Annotated in this window: 15 protein-coding genes; all 15 read left to right on the top strand. The window is 60.1% G+C overall.

The window, feature by feature from the left end:
* The first annotated feature begins 307 nt into the window (after positions 1-307).
* Positions 308-1864, top strand: coding sequence for a type VI secretion system protein TssA (gene tssA, locus AD659_RS27460; RefSeq protein WP_053126666.1), 1557 nt, complete (start codon positions 308-310; stop codon positions 1862-1864).
* 30 nt (positions 1865-1894) lie between these two features.
* The gene (tssB, locus tag AD659_RS27455; protein ID WP_053126665.1) at positions 1895-2398 is read left to right on the top strand and encodes a type VI secretion system contractile sheath small subunit; all 504 of its coding nucleotides are present in this window, start codon (positions 1895-1897) and stop codon (positions 2396-2398) included.
* Positions 2399-2423: 25 nt separating this feature from the next.
* The gene (gene tssC / locus AD659_RS27450; RefSeq protein WP_053126662.1) at positions 2424-3899 is read left to right on the top strand and encodes a type VI secretion system contractile sheath large subunit; all 1476 of its coding nucleotides are present in this window, start codon (positions 2424-2426) and stop codon (positions 3897-3899) included.
* 6 nt (positions 3900-3905) lie between these two features.
* Entirely contained in the window at positions 3906-4316 is a 411-nt protein-coding gene (gene tssE, locus AD659_RS27445; RefSeq protein WP_053126661.1) for a type VI secretion system baseplate subunit TssE, read from the top strand.
* Between the two features lie 6 nt (positions 4317-4322).
* A complete protein-coding gene (gene tssF, locus AD659_RS27440) occupies positions 4323-6110 on the top strand; it encodes a type VI secretion system baseplate subunit TssF (protein ID WP_053126659.1) in 1788 nt (595 codons plus the stop codon).
* The gene (gene tssG / locus AD659_RS27435; protein ID WP_053126657.1) at positions 6074-7078 is read left to right on the top strand and encodes a type VI secretion system baseplate subunit TssG; all 1005 of its coding nucleotides are present in this window, start codon (positions 6074-6076) and stop codon (positions 7076-7078) included. The genes tssF and tssG overlap by 37 nt, the downstream gene beginning before the upstream one ends.
* Before the next feature lie 11 nt (positions 7079-7089).
* The gene (tssH, locus tag AD659_RS27430) at positions 7090-9675 is read left to right on the top strand and encodes a type VI secretion system ATPase TssH (RefSeq protein WP_053127126.1); all 2586 of its coding nucleotides are present in this window, start codon (positions 7090-7092) and stop codon (positions 9673-9675) included.
* A 10-nt stretch (positions 9676-9685) separates the two neighbouring features.
* Positions 9686-11197, top strand: coding sequence for a sigma-54 interaction domain-containing protein (locus AD659_RS27425; protein ID WP_053126655.1), 1512 nt, complete (start codon positions 9686-9688; stop codon positions 11195-11197).
* A gap of 61 nt (positions 11198-11258) precedes the next feature.
* Positions 11259-11399: a hypothetical protein gene (locus tag AD659_RS27420; protein WP_053126653.1), complete on the top strand. Its 141-nt coding sequence runs from the start codon at positions 11259-11261 to the stop codon at positions 11397-11399.
* A 20-nt stretch (positions 11400-11419) separates the two neighbouring features.
* Positions 11420-12265, top strand: a complete 846-nt coding sequence (gene tagH, locus AD659_RS27415) for a type VI secretion system-associated FHA domain protein TagH (protein ID WP_053126651.1) — start codon at positions 11420-11422, stop codon at positions 12263-12265.
* 5 nt (positions 12266-12270) lie between these two features.
* On the top strand, positions 12271-12774 hold the full coding sequence (tssJ, locus tag AD659_RS27410; RefSeq protein ID WP_053126649.1) for a type VI secretion system lipoprotein TssJ: 504 nt from the start codon (positions 12271-12273) through the stop codon (positions 12772-12774).
* A complete protein-coding gene (tssK, locus tag AD659_RS27405; protein ID WP_053126647.1) occupies positions 12771-14102 on the top strand; it encodes a type VI secretion system baseplate subunit TssK in 1332 nt (443 codons plus the stop codon). Before tssJ ends, tssK begins: the two co-directional genes overlap by 4 nt.
* Before the next feature lie 5 nt (positions 14103-14107).
* On the top strand, positions 14108-14971 hold the full coding sequence (gene icmH, locus AD659_RS27400) for a type IVB secretion system protein IcmH/DotU (protein ID WP_053126645.1): 864 nt from the start codon (positions 14108-14110) through the stop codon (positions 14969-14971).
* 13 nt (positions 14972-14984) lie between these two features.
* A complete protein-coding gene (gene tssM, locus AD659_RS27395; protein WP_053126643.1) occupies positions 14985-18422 on the top strand; it encodes a type VI secretion system membrane subunit TssM in 3438 nt (1145 codons plus the stop codon).
* On the top strand, positions 18419-19147 hold the full coding sequence (locus tag AD659_RS27390) for a PP2C family protein-serine/threonine phosphatase (protein ID WP_053126641.1): 729 nt from the start codon (positions 18419-18421) through the stop codon (positions 19145-19147). The genes tssM and AD659_RS27390 overlap by 4 nt, the downstream gene beginning before the upstream one ends.
* Positions 19148-19175 lie beyond the last annotated feature (28 nt).

Genomic DNA, 19175 nt, shown 5'->3' with positions numbered 1-19175 from the left:
TGAAGCGATTTGCCGTTGCTTGAAGAGCGGATTTCAAGGTTGTCCAATGTCGCTCAGATGTCGGAAATTTCAGTGGGGCGTAATTTGGATTTGTTTCTTTGAAAAAAGGAAAGCTCCTACTTTTTTATGCTGAAAATCTTGGCATTCTTCGCGGCGTTCGCTGGTAAGGAAGCAGCGCGGGCTTAGGAAGGGTGCCGGGATTATATTTGGCGAAACTTCCTACGAGTGAAGTTGAATATTTACCTTGAATAACCAAGTCATCCAAACAACCCATGCCACAAACCGAATTGTCATAGCAGGGTCGTGAATGTCGTACTCCGAAAAACTGTCCGCCTATTATCTGGCGCTCGCTAAAACGCCCGTGTCCAAGGAGTTTTTCTCGGGGGCGGACGTGCGTTTTTCAAATGAATACGAAGCGCTGGAAAGTGAGCTGGGCAAAGCCCAGTCGATGCACGAAAGTGGCCAGGTCGACTGGCTAAAGGTCCTTGAAGCAAGTGAAGCGCTGTTGCGCACCCAGTCGAAGGACCTCCGGGTAGCGGCCTGGTTGGTTTGGGCGTTGTATCAGCGTGAATCGTTCCAGGGGCTGCTGGCCGGGCTGGGACTGTTGCTGCACTTATGCAAGCACCATTGGCTTGAAGTTCATCCGACCAAAATCCGAACCCGTGCCGCCAGCGTCAATTGGCTGGTACCTCGCCTGGAGCAAGCGCTCGGCGATGACATTGCGATCAAGGAGCAGTTGCCGATGTTCCGTCATCTGGCGGAACAACTGGAAGGCCTCGATGCTGCTTGCACCGCTCACTTGGGTGATGATGCGCCTCTACTGCTACCGCTGTGTCGGCGTCTCAACACCATGATCCAGCGGGCCACCGAGAGCCGGCCGCAGCCTGGTGCCATTGGGACGGTCGTGGCTCAGGTCAAGCAAGTCGCGACCCAGTTGCTCACGCCCGGTGCTCCGCTCGAAAACGAAAAAGAAGCTCACAAGGCCCTGCGTGCCCAGCAGGAAGGCGCCCGTCCGTTATGCAACTGGTGGCTCAAACAGAAAGCGACTGACGTTCGTGCCCTGCGCCTGAATCGCACCATGCTCTGGTTGGCCATCGATGTGTTGCCCGAGCGCAACGCCGAGCAGGTCACCCAGTTGCGTGGCCTGCCGGCGGACAAGCTCAAGGTCTATCAGGACCGTCTCCAACAGGGCGACTACGCAGACCTGCTTGTGGAGATCGAGGCCAGCCTGGCGACAGCACCGTTCTGGTTTGATGGCCAGCGGCTTGCCTGGGAATGTCTGCAAGGGCTGAACGCGGAGCTTGCCATGTGTGAAGTGGAAGTCCCTTTCGCATTATTTATCCAGCGCCTGCCGGGCATTGTCGAATTGCGCTGGCATGACGGTACGCCGTTCGCCGATCCGGCCACCCGGGGATGGATCGCTGCCCAGGTCATGCCTCGCCTGCAAAGGCCTGGCACGGCGCCCTCGGTCGATGTTGCCGATAACCATGCCCCCTGGGAGCGGGCGCTGGAAGAGGCCCAGGCAAGCTTGCGCAAGGAAGGTCTGAAGCCTGCTGTTCAGATGCTCAGGCACGGCCTGCAAAGCGCCTTTGGGGCACGCGAGCGATTTCTCTGGCGGTTCGCGATGGCTCGCCTGTGCTTCTCGGCCAAGAAATATGAACTCACCAAAGTCCAGCTGGAGGCGCTCGATCAGACGCTGTGCCATGCGGGCCTCAATACCTGGGAGCCCGCCCTGGAGGTGCAGGTGCTGCACCTGTTGCACAGTTGTTGCGAGTTGTTGCCACAGAACCACTCTGTACGTGAGTGCAAGGAAGAGACCTATCGCAGGTTGTGTCACCTCGACCTGGAACGGGTCATTGAATAGGCCTCCGGGCCCAACTGTTAGGAGAAAGTCATGGCCAAAGAAGGCTCGGTCGCCCCCAAGGAACGCATCAACGTCACCTTCAAGCCCGCCACTGGTGGCGCTCAGGAAGAAATTGAACTGCCGTTGAAACTGTTGGCGATCGGTGATTACACCCACCGCAAGGACGAACGCAAGATCGAGGATCGCAAGCCGATTGGCATCGACAAGATGACCTTTGACGAAGTGTTGGCCAAGCAAGAGCTGAGCCTGACCCTGAGCGTACCGAATCGTCTCCAGGCAGAGAGCGGCACTGAGGAGTTGGCTTTACAGCTGCGCTTGAATTCGATGAAGGACTTCAACCCGGCGAGCCTGGTCGAGCAAGTACCGGAGCTCAGCAAACTGATGGCGCTGCGCGACGCATTGGTCGCGCTCAAAGGGCCATTGGGCAACGCCCCGGCGTTTCGCAAAGCCATCGAAAGCGTACTCGCCCATGACGATTCACGCCGTCGCGTATTGAGTGAGTTGGGCCTGGACACCACAGCGAAGAGCGCTTGATTCTTTCAGCCAAGGAAGCCGAAACATGAATACCCATGCAGTACCGCAGCAGAGCCGGGACGACGCTGATTACAGCATTCTCGATAGCATCATCGCCCAGACCCGCCTGACCCCGGACGATGAGGCCTATGACATTGCCAGGCGAGGTGTGTCTGCATTCATCGAGGAACTGCTCAAGCCGCAGAACAGCGGCGAGCCGGTCAAGAAAGCCATGGTCGACCGCATGATCGCCGAAATCGATGCCAAGCTCAGTCGCCAGGTGGACGAGGTCCTTCATCATCCGCAGTTCCAGGCATTGGAGTCGGCATGGCGCGGTTTGCAGCTGTTGGTAGACCGCACCGACTTTCGCGAAAACATCAAGATAGAAATGCTCAATGTGTCCAAGGATGACTTACTGGACGACTTCGAGGATTCGCCCGAGGTCATGCAGTCGGGCCTATACAAGCACATCTACACCGCTGAGTACGGCCAGTTCGGTGGACAGCCGGTGGGGGCGGTCATCGCCAACTACTTCATGTCCCCAAGCTCGCCGGACGTGAAATTGATGCAGTACGTGTCCAGTGTCGCCTGTATGTCCCATGCGCCCTTCATCGCCGCGGCAGGTCCGAAGTTCTTTGGCCTGGAGAGCTTCACCGGGCTGCCGGACCTCAAGGACCTGAAAGACCATTTCGAGGGCCCGCAATTCGCCAAGTGGCAGAGCTTCCGTCAATCGGAAGACGCCCGCTATTTCGGCCTGACCGTACCGCGCTTCCTGTTGCGCAATCCATACGACCCGCAGGAGAACCCGGTCAAGTCGTTCGTGTACAAGGAAACCGTTGCCAACAGCCATGAGCATTATTTGTGGGGTAACACGGCGTACGCGTTTGGTACGAGGCTGACCGACAGCTTCGCCAGGTTTCGCTGGTGCCCGAACATCGTCGGTCCCCAAAGCGGTGGTGCGGTTGAAGATTTGCCCTTACACCACTTCCAAAGCATGGGCGAAATCGAAACCAAGATTCCGACCGAAGTGCTGGTGTCCGACCGTCGCGAATACGAGCTGGCCGAGGAGGGCTTCATCTCCCTGACCATGCGTAAAGGCAGTGACAATGCCGCGTTCTTTTCCGCCAGCTCGGTGCAGAAAGCGAAGTTCTTCGGTAACAGCGTCGAGGACAAGCATGCAGAGCTCAACTACAAGCTTGGCACCCAGTTGCCGTACATGATGATCGTCAATCGCCTGGCTCATTACCTGAAGGTTCTGCAACGGGAGCAATTGGGCTCCTGGAAGGAGCGCACGGACCTGGAGCGTGAGCTCAATAACTGGATCCGCCAATACGTGGCCGACCAGGAGAACCCGAGCGCCGAAGTCCGTGGCCGCCGGCCGCTGCGTGCAGCGAAGATCGTGGTCAGTGATGTGGAAGGGGAGCCGGGCTGGTACCGCGTTGGCCTCAACGTTCGGCCTCACTTCAAGTACATGGGCGCCGATTTCACACTGTCATTGGTTGGCAAACTGGACAAGGCGTAAGCACCGATGACTTACGGCAGCCTTTTCGAGCGCCTGGCCGGTGATTCTGGAAAACGCGCGGATTTGAGCCGCGAGGCGTGCGTCGTCGCATCCGTGGCTGCGCACCTGGCGAGAATGCTCAGCACCCGGGCAGGTAGCGTTCAGACACTGTCGGATTACGGGCTGCCGGTCCTCAATGACATGCGCTTAAGCCTGCACGACGCGGGGAGCCAGGCCCGCAAGGCGATCGAGACCTTCATCAAGGTCTATGAGCCACGCTTGCGCAATGTCCGTGTCGTTTCAATGCTGAGTAACGCCGATCAGCTTCGCCTGGCCTTCAGCATCGATGCGTTGCTGGATGTGGAGGGGGTCAAGCGGCAGGTCAGTTTTTCCGCGCGCCTGGACGGCAGCGGTCAGGTCAAGGTCAGACAAGGATAGCCATTGATGTCGTTCAATCATTACTACCAGAGCGAGCTGACGGCGCTCCGCCAGCTGGGCCGCCGTTTCGCCGAGCGTAACCCGGCGTTGGCGCCCTTCCTCGGGCAGGCCGGACGGGACCCGGACGTAGAGCGGCTACTGGAGGGTTTTGCCTTCCTGACCGGGCGATTGCGCCAGAAGCTCGATGACCAATTGCCGGAGCTGAGTCATTCGTTGATGCAACTGTTGTGGCCGAACTACACGCGGCCATTGCCAGCCTTCGGCATTTTGCAGTTCGATCCGCTGCAGCGATCCGGTCCCGCGCTGCGGGTCGAGCGCGACACGCCGGTCGAAAGCAAGCCTGTCCAGCAGGTGCGTTGCCAATTCCGCACGTGTTACCCCACCGATGTGCTGGCGCTCGATCTGGTCCGGTTGAGTTATTCGGTGAAAGGGGAAGGGTCGTTGTTGAGCTTGCATCTGCAGATGCGTTGCGACGGTCATTTGGGCGAGCTGCAACTGAGCCGTCTGCGTCTGCATCTGACTGGCGAGCGCTACATCAGCCAGATGCTCTATCTCAGCCTGTTACGCAACCTTGAAGGTATCGAGCTGATCCCGCTGGACGTCTCCGGCGAGGCCCTGCGGGCGGCAGATGGCAGCCCGGCGACGCTCCGGCTCCCCGCTGACTGTGTCCTGCCAGTAGGGTTTGCCGAAGAAGAGGCGTTGATCCCTTATCCGCTGAATACCTTTCGTGGCTATCGCTACCTGCAGGAATATTTCGCTTTCCAGGACAAGTTCCTGTTCGTCGACATCAATGGCCTGGACGTGATCAACGCCTTGCCGCGCGGCAGTATCGAGCGGATGTGTGGCCTGGAATTGCGTTTCGATATTGGCAAAAGTGGTATCCAGCGGATGCGCCCGACCCTGGATAACATAAAGCTGTACTGCACCCCGATCGTCAATTTGTTCAAGCACGACGCCCAGCCAATCCGCCTCGACAGCAAGCAGGATGAGTACCTGCTGCTGCCGGCCGATTATGACCAGGAGCACTGCGGCGTGTTTTCAGTCGAAAGCGTCACTGGCTGGAACCCCGGTGGGCTTGGTTATCAGGCCTATGTACCGTTCGAATCCTTCGAGCACGATGCAAGCTTCGATGTGCCCCACAGTCGTCCCTATTACAGCGTTCGCCAGCGGCCTTCCTTGCTGCACGGTGGTCTGGACACCTGTCTGGGCTTTGGTGTCCGGCATGCTCATCCTCATGAAACGCTGTCGATCGAATTGATGTGCACCAACCAGAACCTGCCACGCCAGCTCAAGCCAGGGGACATCGATCAACCCGGTGAAAAGAGCCCTGAGGCGCTGAGTTTTCGCAACATCGGTCCGGTCACGCCAAGCTTCGCACCGCCACTCAATCGCGACTTCCTCTGGAAGCTGATCAGCAACATGTCACTCAATTACCTGTCGTTGGCAGACGTCAATGCGCTCAAGGTGATTCTCGAAACCTACGATTTCCCGCGTTACCACGACGAGCAGGTAGGAAAAGTCAGCAAGCGTTTGTTGGATGGGCTCAAGTCGATCCGGCACCAGCCTATCGATCGGCTGCACCGGGGCTTGCCGGTGCGTGGCTTGCGTACCGAACTGACCATCGACCCGCAGGGCTATATCGGCGAGGGCGACTTGTTCGTCTTTGCCTCGGTCCTCAACGAGTTTTTCGCGCTCTATGCCAGCCTCAATTCGTATCACGAGCTGCGAGTGAACAGCACACAAGGAGAGGTGTACCAATGGACACCCCGCATGGGCCAACAGCCGCTGCTATAAGCGTGCTGACGCAAGGAATACGTGAGTATTCATTGTTTCAGGCGGTGTTGCTGGTCATTGACCGGCTGCGCGAGGTCCATCCTGGCCTGGACGATGACGCGTTGTACGACCGGTTGGAGTTCCAGGCCAACCCAAGCCTGGGTTTCCCGGCCAGCGATATCGATCGCGTGGAGTTTTTCGAAGAACACGGCCAGGTTCGGGCGCGTCTGCGCTTGAACCTGGTCAGCCTGGTCGGTGCAGGATCGCCGTTACCGGCGTTCTATGGCGAACAGGCATTGGGAGAGGAAAACGGTAACCCGACCCGGGACTTCCTCGACATTTTTCACCATCGTCTCCAACGGCTGATGCTGCCGATATGGCGCAAGTACCGTTACTGCGCAAGTTTTCAGAGCGGTGCGCGAGACCCGTTTTCCGAGCAGTTGTACGCGTTGATCGGTCTGGGGGGCGAGGAGATTCGCAAGGCCAGCCAACTGAACTGGAAGCGCCTGCTGCCGTACCTGGGCTTGCTGAGTCTGCGTGCCCATTCGGCGGCGCTGATCGAAGCCGTACTGCGTTATTACTTCAAGCACGCCGAACTGAACCTCGAACAGTGCATCGAGCGGCGCGTGGACATTCTTGACGAGCAACGCAATCGCCTGGGCAGTGCCAACAGCCTGCTCAGCCAGGACCTGATGCTCGGCGAGCGGGTGCGCGACCGCAGTGGCAAATTCCGGATCCATATCGGCGAGCTGGACTGGCAGCGTTTTCACGAATTCCTGCCCATCGGAAGCGGTTACCAGCCGTTGTGCTCGCTGGTGCGATTCACCCTGCGTGATCCCCTCGAATATGACATTCGCCTGGTCCTGCGCGAGCAGGAAATTCGTGAGCTGTGCATAGGCGAACAGAACACCTGCCGCCTGGGATGGACCAGTTGGCTGAGACACGAGCGCGCCGATGGCGTGGTGACCCTTGGCGGCAAAATTCATTAGGAATGGACGACATGATCAACGTAGACCTTCAGCAACTGATCCAGGCGCTGGACGCCGAAACCAGAAGCGACCTGGAGCACTCGGCCGAGCAATGCGTCGCCCGTGGCGCGGACAAAGTTCTGGTGGAAGATCTGTTGCTGGGCTTGTTGGAGCGTCCCCAGGGTCTGCTCGTGCGCGCCTTGCAGGATGCCCAGGTAAGTGCCGGCGAGTTGAGCGCGGCCCTGCAACCACGGATGGGGCACAGCGCTTCGCGCAATCCGGTATTCGCCCCGGAGTTGGTGCAATGGTTTCAGGATGGACTGTTGGTTGCCAATCTCGAACTCGGCCACAGCCAGGTCGGGCAGGCTGCGTTGATCCTGGCGTTGCTGCGCAACCCGCTTCGCTACGCAGGGAGTGCTTATCTGGCGCTGCTTACCCGGCTGAACGTCGATCGGTTGAAAGAATTCGCCTTGTCGCAACAGACCCAACCGGTTATCGACCAGCCCGCCACATCCGGCGACTCCCTGCTGGCGCGCTTTACCCATGATCTGACCCGGCAGGCCCGCGAAGGTCAACTCGACCCGGTGCTTTGTCGCGACGGCGAAATCAGGCAGATGATCGATGTCCTTGTTCGTCGCCGAAAAAACAATCCGATCGTTGTCGGTGAAGCCGGGGTAGGCAAGACCGCCATTGTCGAGGGTCTGGCGCTGCGCATCGCCGCCGGGGAGGTCCCGCCAGTGCTTCAAGGCGTTGAATTGCTTTCACTGGACATGGGACTGCTGCAAGCCGGCGCCAGCATAAAAGGTGAATTCGAGCGTCGTCTCAGGGGCGTGATCGACGAGGTCAAGGCTTCGCCAACACCCATCATCCTGTTCATCGACGAGGCCCACACCATGATTGGCGCGGGTAACAATGCCGGGGGCGCCGATGCAGCCAACCTGCTCAAGCCGGCCTTGGCCCGGGGTGAGCTGCGTACGATTGCGGCCACAACTTGGACCGAGTACAAGAAATACTTCGAGAAAGATCCGGCACTGGCCCGTCGTTTCCAACCGGTGCAATTGCACGAGCCGACCGTCAGCGAAGCGGTGACCATCCTGCGTGGCCTGGCCCGGGTCTATGAGGACAGTCACGGCATTTACCTGCGTGATGATGCGGTCGTCGCGGCGGCGCAATTGTCGGCACGCTACCTGACCGGTCGTCAGCTACCGGACAAGGCCGTGGACGTGCTCGACACCGCCTGCGCTCGTGTGCGCATCAGCCTGGCTGCTGCTCCGCAAAGCCTGGAGCGACTGCGTGGAGAGCTGGCGGAGGGCGAGCGCCAACGCCAGGCGCTGCGTCGTGATGTACAGGCCGGTCTATCGATCGATCTTCAGGCACTGGAGGCCCTGGAGGTACGTCTGCAGGACATCGAAGACCAGTACCAAACACTGGAAATTCATTGGACCGAGCAACGTATCCTTGCGGAGCGTTTGCTGTCGCTGCGCCAGCAATTGGCCCGAGCCCGGGTAAGTGAGGTGGACCGAGCCCTCAGCGTGGACGCCCTGGAAGCGGCGGTGCGTGAAACACACGATACGCTGGTGACGGCGCAAACCCAGGAGCGCCTGGTCAGCTTCGAAGTTTGCCCGCGACTGGTAGCTGAAGTGATCAACGCCTGGACTGGCGTGCCGCTGGCGCAACTGGCGCGAGAGCACAATCTGCAAGTCGCCAGTTTCGCGACGAACCTTGGGGCGCGCATTCGCGGCCAGGCGTCGGCCGTGCAGGCACTTGATCGCGTGATGCGCGCTGCAGCCGCAGGTTTGAACAAACCCGACGCCCCGGTAGGTGTGTTTTTGCTGGTAGGGCCCAGTGGCGTCGGCAAGACTGAAACGGCGCATGCCTTGGCGGACCTGCTGTATGGCGGCGAGCGGTTTATTACCACGCTCAACATGGCGGAATTCCAGGAGAAACATACCGTTTCCCGGCTGATTGGCGCACCGCCGGGCTACGTCGGTTTTGGCGAGGGGGGCATGCTCACCGAAGCCGTGCGGCAAAAGCCCTACAGCGTGGTGTTGCTCGATGAGGTCGAAAAAGCCGACCCGGATGTATTGAACCTGTTCTACCAGATCTTCGACAAAGGCCTGGCCAATGATGGGGAAGGGCGGGAAATCGATTTTCGCAACACCCTGATCCTGATGACGTCGAACCTGGGCAGTGAGCGTATCGAAGAGCTGTGCGAAAACGGGGCACAACCGAGTGCCGAACGCCTCGAAGAGGCCATTCGCCCGATCCTCAGCGACTACTTCAAGCCAGCGCTGCTGGCCCGCATGTGCGTGGTGCCGTATTACCCGGTCAGCGGGCCGGTGTTGCGTGAGCTGGTGGAGATCAAACTCGGCCGCCTGGGCGAGCGGCTACGTCGTCGCCAATTGGGCTTCAGTTATTGCGAGCGCCTGGTGAACCACCTGGTCGAGCGCTGCAGTCGCAATGACCGTGGCGCACGGCTGATTGACCAACTGCTCGACTTGCACCTCATGCCGTTGGTTACCGACCGCTTGCTCGCGGCCATGGCCGGCGGCGAACCGCTGAGGCATGTACACGCTGTACTGGACGGTGATGCCAGCGTGGCGTGTGAGTTCTCCTGAGGTGGGCGCCATGTTCAAGACGCTCTTGCAGCCGCTGGACTACGCCGAGGCACTCTTGGCGCAGTTTTCCAATCTTGCACGGTTGGCGGACGGCGCTGAGCTGGTAGGGACGTTCATCCAGGGAGTAGCGCGGCTCAGCGGCTGTGAGCTGGCGCAGTTGTACTTGCTTGATGCCACCGGTACGCGGCTGGAAATGAACACCGAATGCCTGGAAGGCCAGTTGCAGTTTCGTGATCCGCAAAGCCTGCCTCCCGATTACCACACCGAGCAATTGCTGCAATTCTCCCTGCGCCAGAACCGTGTGGTGTGCCTCGGCACGTTGAGCGACAGTGTGCATGAAACCCGTTTCCTGCCGCCCCGGGCGACCCCCTGGCAGTCGCTGCTGTGTGTTCCCGTGGTCGACCCGCAGGGTAGCGTCGGGGGCCTGTTGTTATGCGCCAGCGATCAGCACTTGGACCTGCACGGCGTCGCTGAATCCCTGAGGCATCTCGGAGCCTTTGCTCTTGGCCAGATGCACCTGCTGCAACGCCTGTCCCGTCCTGTCGACGACCCCGCGGGCTCAAGCCTGCCGAGTGGTATCAGCTACGGCCTGATCGGCAAGAGCGCGGCCATGCGCAAGGCTTGCTCCCTGCTCAGTAAAGTGTTGCACACCCCCTATACCGTTTTACTGCGGGGCGAGACCGGTACTGGCAAAGAGGTGGTGGCCCGGGCCCTCCATGACCACGGCCCGCGTCGATCCAAGGCGTTTATCGTGCAGAACTGTGCTGCGGTCCCTGAGAACTTGCTGGAGAGTGAGCTTTTCGGCTATCGCAGGGGCGCGTTCACCGGTGCCGATCGAGACCGTGCCGGGCTGTTCGACGCGGCTGACGGCGGCACGCTGTTGCTCGATGAAATTGGCGACATGCCGTTGTCCCTGCAAGCCAAGTTGCTCCGAGTGTTGCAGGAGGGCGAAATTCGTCCATTGGGGTCCAACGACACTCATCACGTGGATGTCCGCATCGTTGCCGCCACTCACCGCGACCTGAAGCAATTAATGGAGGAGGGCAAGTTCCGCGAAGACCTGTATTACCGCCTCGCACAATTCCCGATCCAATTACCGGCGTTGCGTCAGCGCGACGGCGACATCATCGAACTGGCGCGGCATTTTGCCGACAAGGCCTGCACGCTCTTGCAGCGTGATCCGGTGCGTTGGTCAGACGCGGTGCTCGATCACCTGGCGGCGTATGCCTTCCCGGGCAACGTCCGTGAACTCAAGAGCATCGTGGAAAGGGCTGTGCTGCTGTGCGAGAGCGGCGAATTGCTCGTCAAACACTTTGCGCTGCACATCGAGCCTCCTTCCGGGCACGACCGCCTGAACCTGCGTGAGCGGATGGAGCAGATCGAACGTGGCCTTCTGATCGACTGCCTGCGCGAGAATTCGGGCAACAAGACGCGGGCCGCGCGCGAACTCGGCCTGCCGCTGCGCACGCTGATCTATCGCCTCGCGCGCCTGAATGTTCAGCGCGGTGACTTCAATGATTGATCCCGTCCTTGCCCTACTCGTAGCCGGTCCCGCCCGGCCTTCCATTCCTGGAGACTTTTCGATGCCTGACTTTTCCTGGCGAGCCGTCCTGTTGGCGATGCTCGTGTCATTCGCCCTGGGCGGTTGTAGCGCCAATTACAAATTCAACGACAGTGGCTATCGCCCTCTGGGTGATCCACAGGCGGTCAATCGCGGCAAGTGACCACAAGGAGCCTTTGATAGATGGAACTTGTTTTTGAAATACGCAACGCTCACCAGTTCGTCCCATCACGGCGGTGCCAAAAAACCTTCGGGCCGGCCGGTGGCATGATCGGGCGGGGCGAAGACTGTCACTGGGTCATCCCTGACCGCGAGCGCCTGATGTCCAAGCGTCACGCGCAGGTCAGCTTCCGTGACGGCGCTTTTTTCCTGACAGACACCAGCGGTAACGGTACGACCCATCGCGAAAGCGGCGTGCGCCTGCCCAAGGGCGAGCCGGTACGGATACAGGACGGAAACGCCTACCTCATGGGCGATTTCGAGTTACTTGCACGGCTGGTCTCCACGCCGGCGGGCGGCCTTGCCGAAGCGAGTCGTCCGATGCCAGTCGACAGTCTCATTCCGGACGACGCGTTTCTGGAACTCGACCCGCTGAAGGCGCTGGACCAGCGCGAGCGGGCCTCGCTGGACATCGATGAGCTGATAAACCCCACTGCCATGCCGTCGGACGGCCTTGGGCGGCCAGATTATGCGCGTATCGACATGGAAAGCCTGCTGTTGCCGGAGCTGGTCGAAGCGCCCGCGGAGCCAGCACCTGCCCCCGTTCCGTCAACCGGCGCTGTTGATCACAGACTTGAAGCTTTTTGGGCTCGCTTCGGCACTGCTCTGGGCATGGATCTCCGAAGCCTGGATGGCGAGGCTCGCGAAGCCTTGGCGATTAACGCCGCGCTGCTGCTCAAGCAAAGCATTCAGGGTTTGCAACAGAGCCTGCGTATTCGCGCGGGGTTGAAAAGCGAACTGCGCCAGGCCCAGACCTATGAAGAGCAAGTTCGCCTGATCGCCAGCCTGCAAGTCGACCACCACGGATGACACCTATGTCGCACTGCACGATGCACTTATCCAAGTTTCTGACGGCGCTAGCCATGACCCTGCTGTTGATCGGTTGCACCACCTTGTCGCCCTTTTCGACGATGACCAAGCTCAATCTCACCCTGACGGCCAGTGATCAACTCAACCCTGACCTCAATGGACGGCCATCGCCGGTGGTGGTGCGGTTGTTCGAGCTCAAGCATCCGGTGGCTTTTGAAAATGCAGATTTCTTCAGCCTTTATGAGCGCGAGAGGGAAACACTGACCCCTGATCTTGTTGCCAGCGAAGAGCTGGAATTGCGCCCGGGCGAAACCGTCGAGCTCAAGCTCGGCATCAGCGGGGATGGCCGTTATGTAGGCGTACTGGCGGCGTACCGCGACCTGCCACACACACGCTGGCGCTACACGCTGCCGGTGGCTGCAACGCAGTTGACCGAAGTGAACCTGACCCTCGACGGTGATGGGATCGTCAACACGCTCGAGCGACTGGCCAAGGTGGATGACCGATGAATCACGATAAGGTCATCTGGCAGGAAGGCATGCTGCTGCGCCCACAACATTTGCAACACAACGATCGCTACTTCGACCACCAGTTGAAGATGCGTACCCGGTTGCTGGCCAGTTACGCCTGGGGATTTCTGGCGTTGGAAATCGATCTGCAATTTCTCAACATGGGGCAACTGGTGGTCAGTCAGGCCAGCGGTGTCCTGCCGGACGGCAGTCTGTTCGAACTGGGTAGCAACGCCGAGCCGCTGGCGCTGGAAGTACCGTCCAATACCAGCAATACATCGATCTACCTGGCCCTGCCATTGGTGACAGGCAATCACATCGAATCCCGTCGTCCGGAGCAGTCTGAGGTGCTGGCGCGCTACACCATCTACGACGCGCAGGTGACCGACTCCAATGCCGCAGATGCTGGCGCAAGCCAAATCAGTTGTGGCCGTCCGGACCTGAGGCTGCTATTGGGCGAGCAACAGGGTGGCCCTGCGTTCGTGAAGCTCAAGCTCTGTGAGGTGCTCGATACCACGGCCGATGGCATCATCAGGCTCGATCCGAACTTTGTCCCGACTTTCATCCAGGCGCGCTCCTCCCATTATTTGCTGTCGTGTCTCAAGGAGATCATCGGCATGCTTGCCCATCGGGGCGACACCTTGGCCGAACGGATCCGTTCCAATGGTAAGGTCGGTGGTGCGCAAGTCGGCGATTTCATGATGCTGCAGCTGATCAACCGCAGCGAACTGTTGCTGCGTCATTACCTGGACCTGGAGCAAGTGCACCCCGAAACGTTGTACCGAACGCTGCTAGCCCTGCTGGGTGATCTGGCAACGTTCTCCAGCGATAGCAAGCGCCCACCGCTCGACAACCGCTACCAGCACAGCGATCAAGGCACCTGTTTTCGAAGCCTGATGCAAGCGATCCGTCAGGTCCTGTCGAGGGTGCTCGAACAACACGCTATCGAGCTGCCACTGCAGCCGCGCCAATACGGGATCCTCGTCTCGCCAGTGCAGGATCTGTCACTGCTGGACACCGCTTCATTCGTACTGGCGGCGAGTGCCAACTGTGACGGCGAAGAACTGCGTCATCGATTGCCGGCGCACCTCAAGGTCGGTTCGGTGGAGCGCATCCGCCAGTTGGTCAACCTGCATCTGCCCGGCATCAAGATCAGGCCGTTGCCCGTGGCCCCGCGGCAGATTGCGTTCCATGCCAACAAAACCTATTTCATTCTCGAGCCCAATGCCGAGGACCTGGCGCAACTGAGGCGCTCCGCAGGTTTTGCATTCCATGTCAGCGGTGATTTCGCCGAGCTTGAACTGAATTTCTGGGCCATCAGGAACTGAACCAAATGGATAAGGAACAGCTTCAGGACGAAACAACGGTCCTGCTCGACCATCATGGGCAACGCCCTTCTTCAGGGCCCTTGACCGACGCTGCCGCGCCGCCGCGTTTCGAACAGTTGCAAGAGCGAATGATCTACGCCGCGCACCTGCCGCAGTCCCAGGCATTCACGATCAGCCTGAATCCGTTGGTCGCGGCGGCGTCCGGATTGCTCTCGCACATGGTGCAGCTCAAGCACGGCCGCGAACGCGAGGATCTGCAAGCGCTAAAAGGGGAACTGAAGCGCGGCCTGGAACAGTTCGAAGCCTGTGCCTTGCAGGGCGGTGCTGAAAACAGTCAGTTGATCGCTGCGCGTTACGTGCTGTGCACGGTGATCGATGAGGCAATTGTCACCACGCCGTGGGGCCACGGCGGCGGTTGGTCACAGATAAGCCTGCTCAGCACCTTCCACAACGAAACCTTCGGCGGCGAGAAAGTCTTTCAATTGCTTGAGCGCTTGTCGAAGAACCCCATCAAGCACCTGCCGATGCTGGAGTTGTTGTACCTGTGCCTGTCCCTGGGCTTCGAGGGCAAATACCGGATTCAGCCCCGCGGAATGCTCGAACTCGAAAGCCTGCGCGACGCCCTGTACCGGCTGATCCGCCAGACACGCGGTGACACCCCGCGTGAATTGTCGCCTCACTGGGAGGGTTTGGACGGTGCGCGACGGCGTCCGGTGCGCATTGTCCCGGCCTGGACGGTGGCGGCTTTCACGCTGGTTTGCCTGGGGATGATGTACGCAAGTTTTGCCTGGGTATTGGACGAGCAACGCAAAAGCGTGTTGCAACCTTATCAACTGCCAGAAGCGGTCGCCGCTCAGCCGCTATCATAAACAGGGACGTGTCATGAAATCGCTTTTCAGGAAAACCAGTGCCTGTGTGCGCCAGACCTGGGTTTGGACGTTGCTGCTGGTCCTTTTTGTCGCGCTGCTGGTGTGGTTCGCCGGGCCATTCCTGGCCGTCAACGACTATAAGTTCTGGGCAAGCCCGACGGCGCGGTTGCTGACTGTCAGCGTGCTTCTGCTGGGCTGGGGCCTGGGCATGGTTTTCGTCAACGGGCGCGTCGGTTCCAGGGTGAATCCCCGACAAAACGGCCCCGATCAGACTCGGGCCCTGCACCAGGGCCGGATTGATGATGAGCGGCGCGAAGTGCGCTCGCGCTTCAAGCAGGCGTTAACCACGCTAAGGTCCTCGAGCCTGTATTCCGGCCGCAAAGATATGCCGTGGTACCTGCTGATAGGTCCGCCTGCCGCCGGCAAGACCCAACTGCTGGATTGCTCAGGCCTGGAGTTCGCGCTCAACAGGCCAGAGCGCAGCGCTGCCAGCAACGTAGTGGGCACGCGGTATTGCGATTGGTATTTTGCCGAGCACGCCGTGCTGGTCGACACCGCCGGGCGCTACCTGACCCAGGCGGACAATGATGTCGACGGCAGCGCCTGGACCTTGTTGCTCGAACTGTTGCGCAAACGTCGCCGCGGTCGCCCGTTGAGTGGCGTACTGGTGACGGTGCCGATCGAGGATCTGTTGCAGGGCAGCGAGGACGAATTGACCACGTTGGCCCGCCAGATTCGTGGTCGCCTGCAGGAACTGCAAGGGCGACTGTACGTCGATGTGCCGATTTACCTGGTCTTGAGCAAAGCGGACAGCGTGCCGGGTTTCGATGAGTTCTTTGATTCGCTGACTCGCGAGGAAAACGACCAGGTACTGGGCGCGAGTTTCAGCCGGGACCTGCGCGGCAATAACGTCACCGTGTTGCGTACCGAGTTCGAGACACTGCTGCATCGGCTCAACAGCCAAATGATCATGCGTATGCATCAGGAGCGTGACACGTTGCGCCGTAGCCGCATGCTTGATTTCCCCCATCAGCTTGGGCAACTCGGCACCCGCCTGTGCCTGCTGGTCGAACAGGCATTCAGCGGCAATGTCGGTACGTTGCGTGGTTTTTATTTGACCTGCGCATCGTCAGCGAACGGCACGGCGGCCCCGACCGCCGAACCTGGTCGGCGCTCGCGATTCATTCATCACCTGCTCAGCCGGGTGATTTTCCCAGAAGCCGATCTGGGCGACCTCGTTCAGCGCGAGCGCCGTCGTATCCATTGGGGGCAGCGGGCGTTGTACCTGGGGGCGCTGACGATCGTTGGCCTGTGTGGGCTGTTGTGGGCGAACGGCTTTTCAACTAATCACGAGCGTCTGGACAGCTTGCGTACGCTGGCGCAGCGCTGGGATCAGCAACAATCGACTCAAGTGAACGCCGATGATTGGACCTCGATGCTCGAATCATTGGATACCCGCTTCGAAGCCTCTCGGGTTTTTCCACCTTCCAGTGCGGTACCGTTGTATGAGCGTGTCGGCTTGTATCAGGGGGAAGCGATCAAGGCTGTGGTGAAGGGTGCATATGAGCGCGAACTGCAGGCGCAACTGTTGCCAAAGATCGCGCAGAGACTGGAAGAGCAAGTCCGCAACAGCGGGACTGACCGCGAGCAACTATTCAATAGCCTGCGCGCGTACTTGATGCTGGGCTTGAAAGAACGTCGCGATATCGCCTGGCTCAAGGATCGGGTGGCCGATGACGGGGCGCTTCGTTACCCCGGCAACACGGCGCTGCAAGAGCGTTTGAATGCTCACTTCGCGCGCCTGTTGGAGCTGCCCTTCATCCATGTGCTCAACGAGCCGCTGGTGACCCAGACCCGAGAGGCCCTTCGGCGTGAGTCCTTGGCCGCCGTCGTGTATCGGATGTTGAACGAACAGGCCAGTCATTTGCCGGTATACCGACTCAGCCAACATCTGGGTTCACAAGGTGCGCTGTTGGTCGGCACTGACCGGGTGATCCCCGGCTTCTATACCCGCGAGGGTTACGATCGCTACTTTTCGGTTCAGGGGGCGACCCTGGTTACCGAACTGCTGCGAGACAACTGGGTGCTGGGTGAGGGCGAGAGCCTCAGCGGCATGGACATGCGTCGCCTGATGGTCGAATTGGAACAACTGTATTTCCGTGACTATGCCGACCACTGGGGCGAAGCGGTCGGCCAGGTCGCCCTGCAGACCATCAACAATGCGGGCGAGGGCGCCGAGCAACTCGCGGGCCTGACGTCGGCTCATTCGCCGATTCTGCGGTTGTTGACGCAAGTGCGCGAAAACACCCGAATCCAGGCTGCTGCCGAGCAACTCAACGACCTGACGCAGGTGGCAGGAAAGGGTGCACATGCCTCGACAAAAATCGCCACCGTTACAGGGAAAGCCTCGGCGTCCCTGACCGAACACCTGCCGGATACCGCGCAAAAATCCTTGCGACGGCGTTTCGAACCGCTGCATCGCCTGATCGATGGGGAGGGGGCTCCCACGGCTGATCTGGTCCAGGCCTTGCGGGCCCTTGATGAGCTGCAACTGCAACTGTCGAACCTGGCCCGTGCCAGCGCACCGGAACAAGCGGCGTTCGAACTGGCCAGGCAGCGCATGGGCGGCCAGCGCGATGCGCTGAGCAACCTGCGCAGTGCTTCTGCTCGCCTGCCGCGGCCAGCCAATGCATGGTTCAACGTGCTTGCCGAGGACAGTTGGCGTTTGGTGCTCAACGACGCGTACCGCTACCTGAACCAGCGGTATCAGAGCGAGCTGTACAGCTTTTATAGCAAGGCGATCAACAAGCGATATCCGTTCAGCGCCCACAGTGCCAGCGACGTCGCGCTCAACGATTTCCGGGAGTTCTTCAAGGATCAGGGCATCATCGAGCGATTCTTCGACCAATACATGCAGCCCTTCGTCAGCGGCCCTGCGGGACACTATCGCCTGCGCAGTATCGACGGCCAGGGCTTGCCAATGTCCCGGGCCTATCTGGATCAGATGGGGACCGCGCAGACCATCCGCCGAAGCTTCTTCACCGACAACCCGACCGAACCGCAGGTGCAGTTCAAGCTTGAGCCGTACACCCTGGATCCAGCGGTGAGCCGCGCTGAATTCCGCTTTGGCGACCAGACGCTTGAGTACCGCCACGGCCCAATCCTGCCGATGGCGTTTACCTGGCCAAGCGACGCGCAGAACGGTCGAACGGCCCTGGTGCTGGACAAAATGGTCGGACGCGGCGTCGGCATCGAGAAAAATACCGGGCCTTGGTCGCTGTTTCGTTTGTTCGACCTGATGCAGAGCGAATACCTGACCGGGCGCGATGTACGCGTGTTGAAGGCGGACTTGGGTGGCCTGCGTGCCAATTATTTGCTGACGAGCCAGCGCACGCCGAACCCTTTCGACATGAGCGTGTTGCGCACCTTTCGCCTGCCGGTGCAGCTTTGAACCAGGCGCCTGGCTCCTGGTGCAGCGCCGCGCGCACGGACCCTGGCAAGACCCGGGCACGTAACGAGGACGCCTTTCTCGACTGCCCACAACAGGGAATGTGGGCAGTGGCCGATGGCATGGGCGGCCACTCGGGCGGTGACATTGCCAGCCAGTTGATCGTGGCCAACCTCACGGAACTGCCGTTCCACCAGGACCTGGATCAACGTTCCAAAGCGGTGCGCCAATGCCTGCGCTGGACCAACCGACGGCTGAGCCAGGAGCTTACCGTCACCGACGATCATCCCGGCATTACTGGCAGCACGGTGGTGGCGCTGCTGCTGGAAGGAAACCGTGGGGTCTGCATCTGGGCGGGCGACAGCCGTTGTTACCTGTGGCGCGGTCGACGGTTGTACCAACTGACCAAGGATCACTCACTGCAACAGCAACTGATGGACACGCAACAGATCAGCCGCGATGAAGCCGGTGCCCACCCTGCGGCCAAGGCGTTGACCCGCGCGGTGGGCGCGGCGCCGGAATTGACGTTGGGGCTGTTGGCGCTGGATGTTCACCCGGGCGATACGTTCTTGCTGTGCAGTGACGGTCTGTATCAGGGCCTTGGCGCACAGGCCCTTGGCAATGCCTTGGGCCTGGCTTCGCCATGCAAGGTGCTGGAGGATCTTTTCGATGTCGTCTTGCGTGGCCCGGCGCGGGATAACCTGACCGCCGTAGTGATCCGAGCGTGAAGAGGTTGGCCGTCCCGCATATGCCGAC

Origin of the sequence: Pseudomonas thivervalensis, from assembly GCF_001269655.1 — a bacterium.
GTDB lineage: Bacteria > Pseudomonadota > Gammaproteobacteria > Pseudomonadales > Pseudomonadaceae > Aquipseudomonas > Aquipseudomonas thivervalensis.
The sequence above is the reverse complement of the archived record's forward strand: the minus strand, read 5'-3'. Positions and strand labels throughout refer to the sequence as shown.

Coding starts and splice junctions, on each gene's coding strand:
- tssA (WP_053126666.1), top strand. CDS start 308: ATGTCGTACTCCGAAAAACTGTCCGCCTATTATCTGGCGCTCGCTAAA.
- tssB (WP_053126665.1), top strand. CDS start 1,895: ATGGCCAAAGAAGGCTCGGTCGCCCCCAAGGAACGCATCAACGTCACC.
- tssC (WP_053126662.1), top strand. CDS start 2,424: ATGAATACCCATGCAGTACCGCAGCAGAGCCGGGACGACGCTGATTAC.
- tssE (WP_053126661.1), top strand. CDS start 3,906: ATGACTTACGGCAGCCTTTTCGAGCGCCTGGCCGGTGATTCTGGAAAA.
- tssF (WP_053126659.1), top strand. CDS start 4,323: ATGTCGTTCAATCATTACTACCAGAGCGAGCTGACGGCGCTCCGCCAG.
- tssG (WP_053126657.1), top strand. CDS start 6,074: ATGGACACCCCGCATGGGCCAACAGCCGCTGCTATAAGCGTGCTGACG.
- tssH (WP_053127126.1), top strand. CDS start 7,090: ATGATCAACGTAGACCTTCAGCAACTGATCCAGGCGCTGGACGCCGAA.
- AD659_RS27425 (WP_053126655.1), top strand. CDS start 9,686: ATGTTCAAGACGCTCTTGCAGCCGCTGGACTACGCCGAGGCACTCTTG.
- AD659_RS27420 (WP_053126653.1), top strand. CDS start 11,259: ATGCCTGACTTTTCCTGGCGAGCCGTCCTGTTGGCGATGCTCGTGTCA.
- tagH (WP_053126651.1), top strand. CDS start 11,420: ATGGAACTTGTTTTTGAAATACGCAACGCTCACCAGTTCGTCCCATCA.
- tssJ (WP_053126649.1), top strand. CDS start 12,271: ATGTCGCACTGCACGATGCACTTATCCAAGTTTCTGACGGCGCTAGCC.
- tssK (WP_053126647.1), top strand. CDS start 12,771: ATGAATCACGATAAGGTCATCTGGCAGGAAGGCATGCTGCTGCGCCCA.
- icmH (WP_053126645.1), top strand. CDS start 14,108: ATGGATAAGGAACAGCTTCAGGACGAAACAACGGTCCTGCTCGACCAT.
- tssM (WP_053126643.1), top strand. CDS start 14,985: ATGAAATCGCTTTTCAGGAAAACCAGTGCCTGTGTGCGCCAGACCTGG.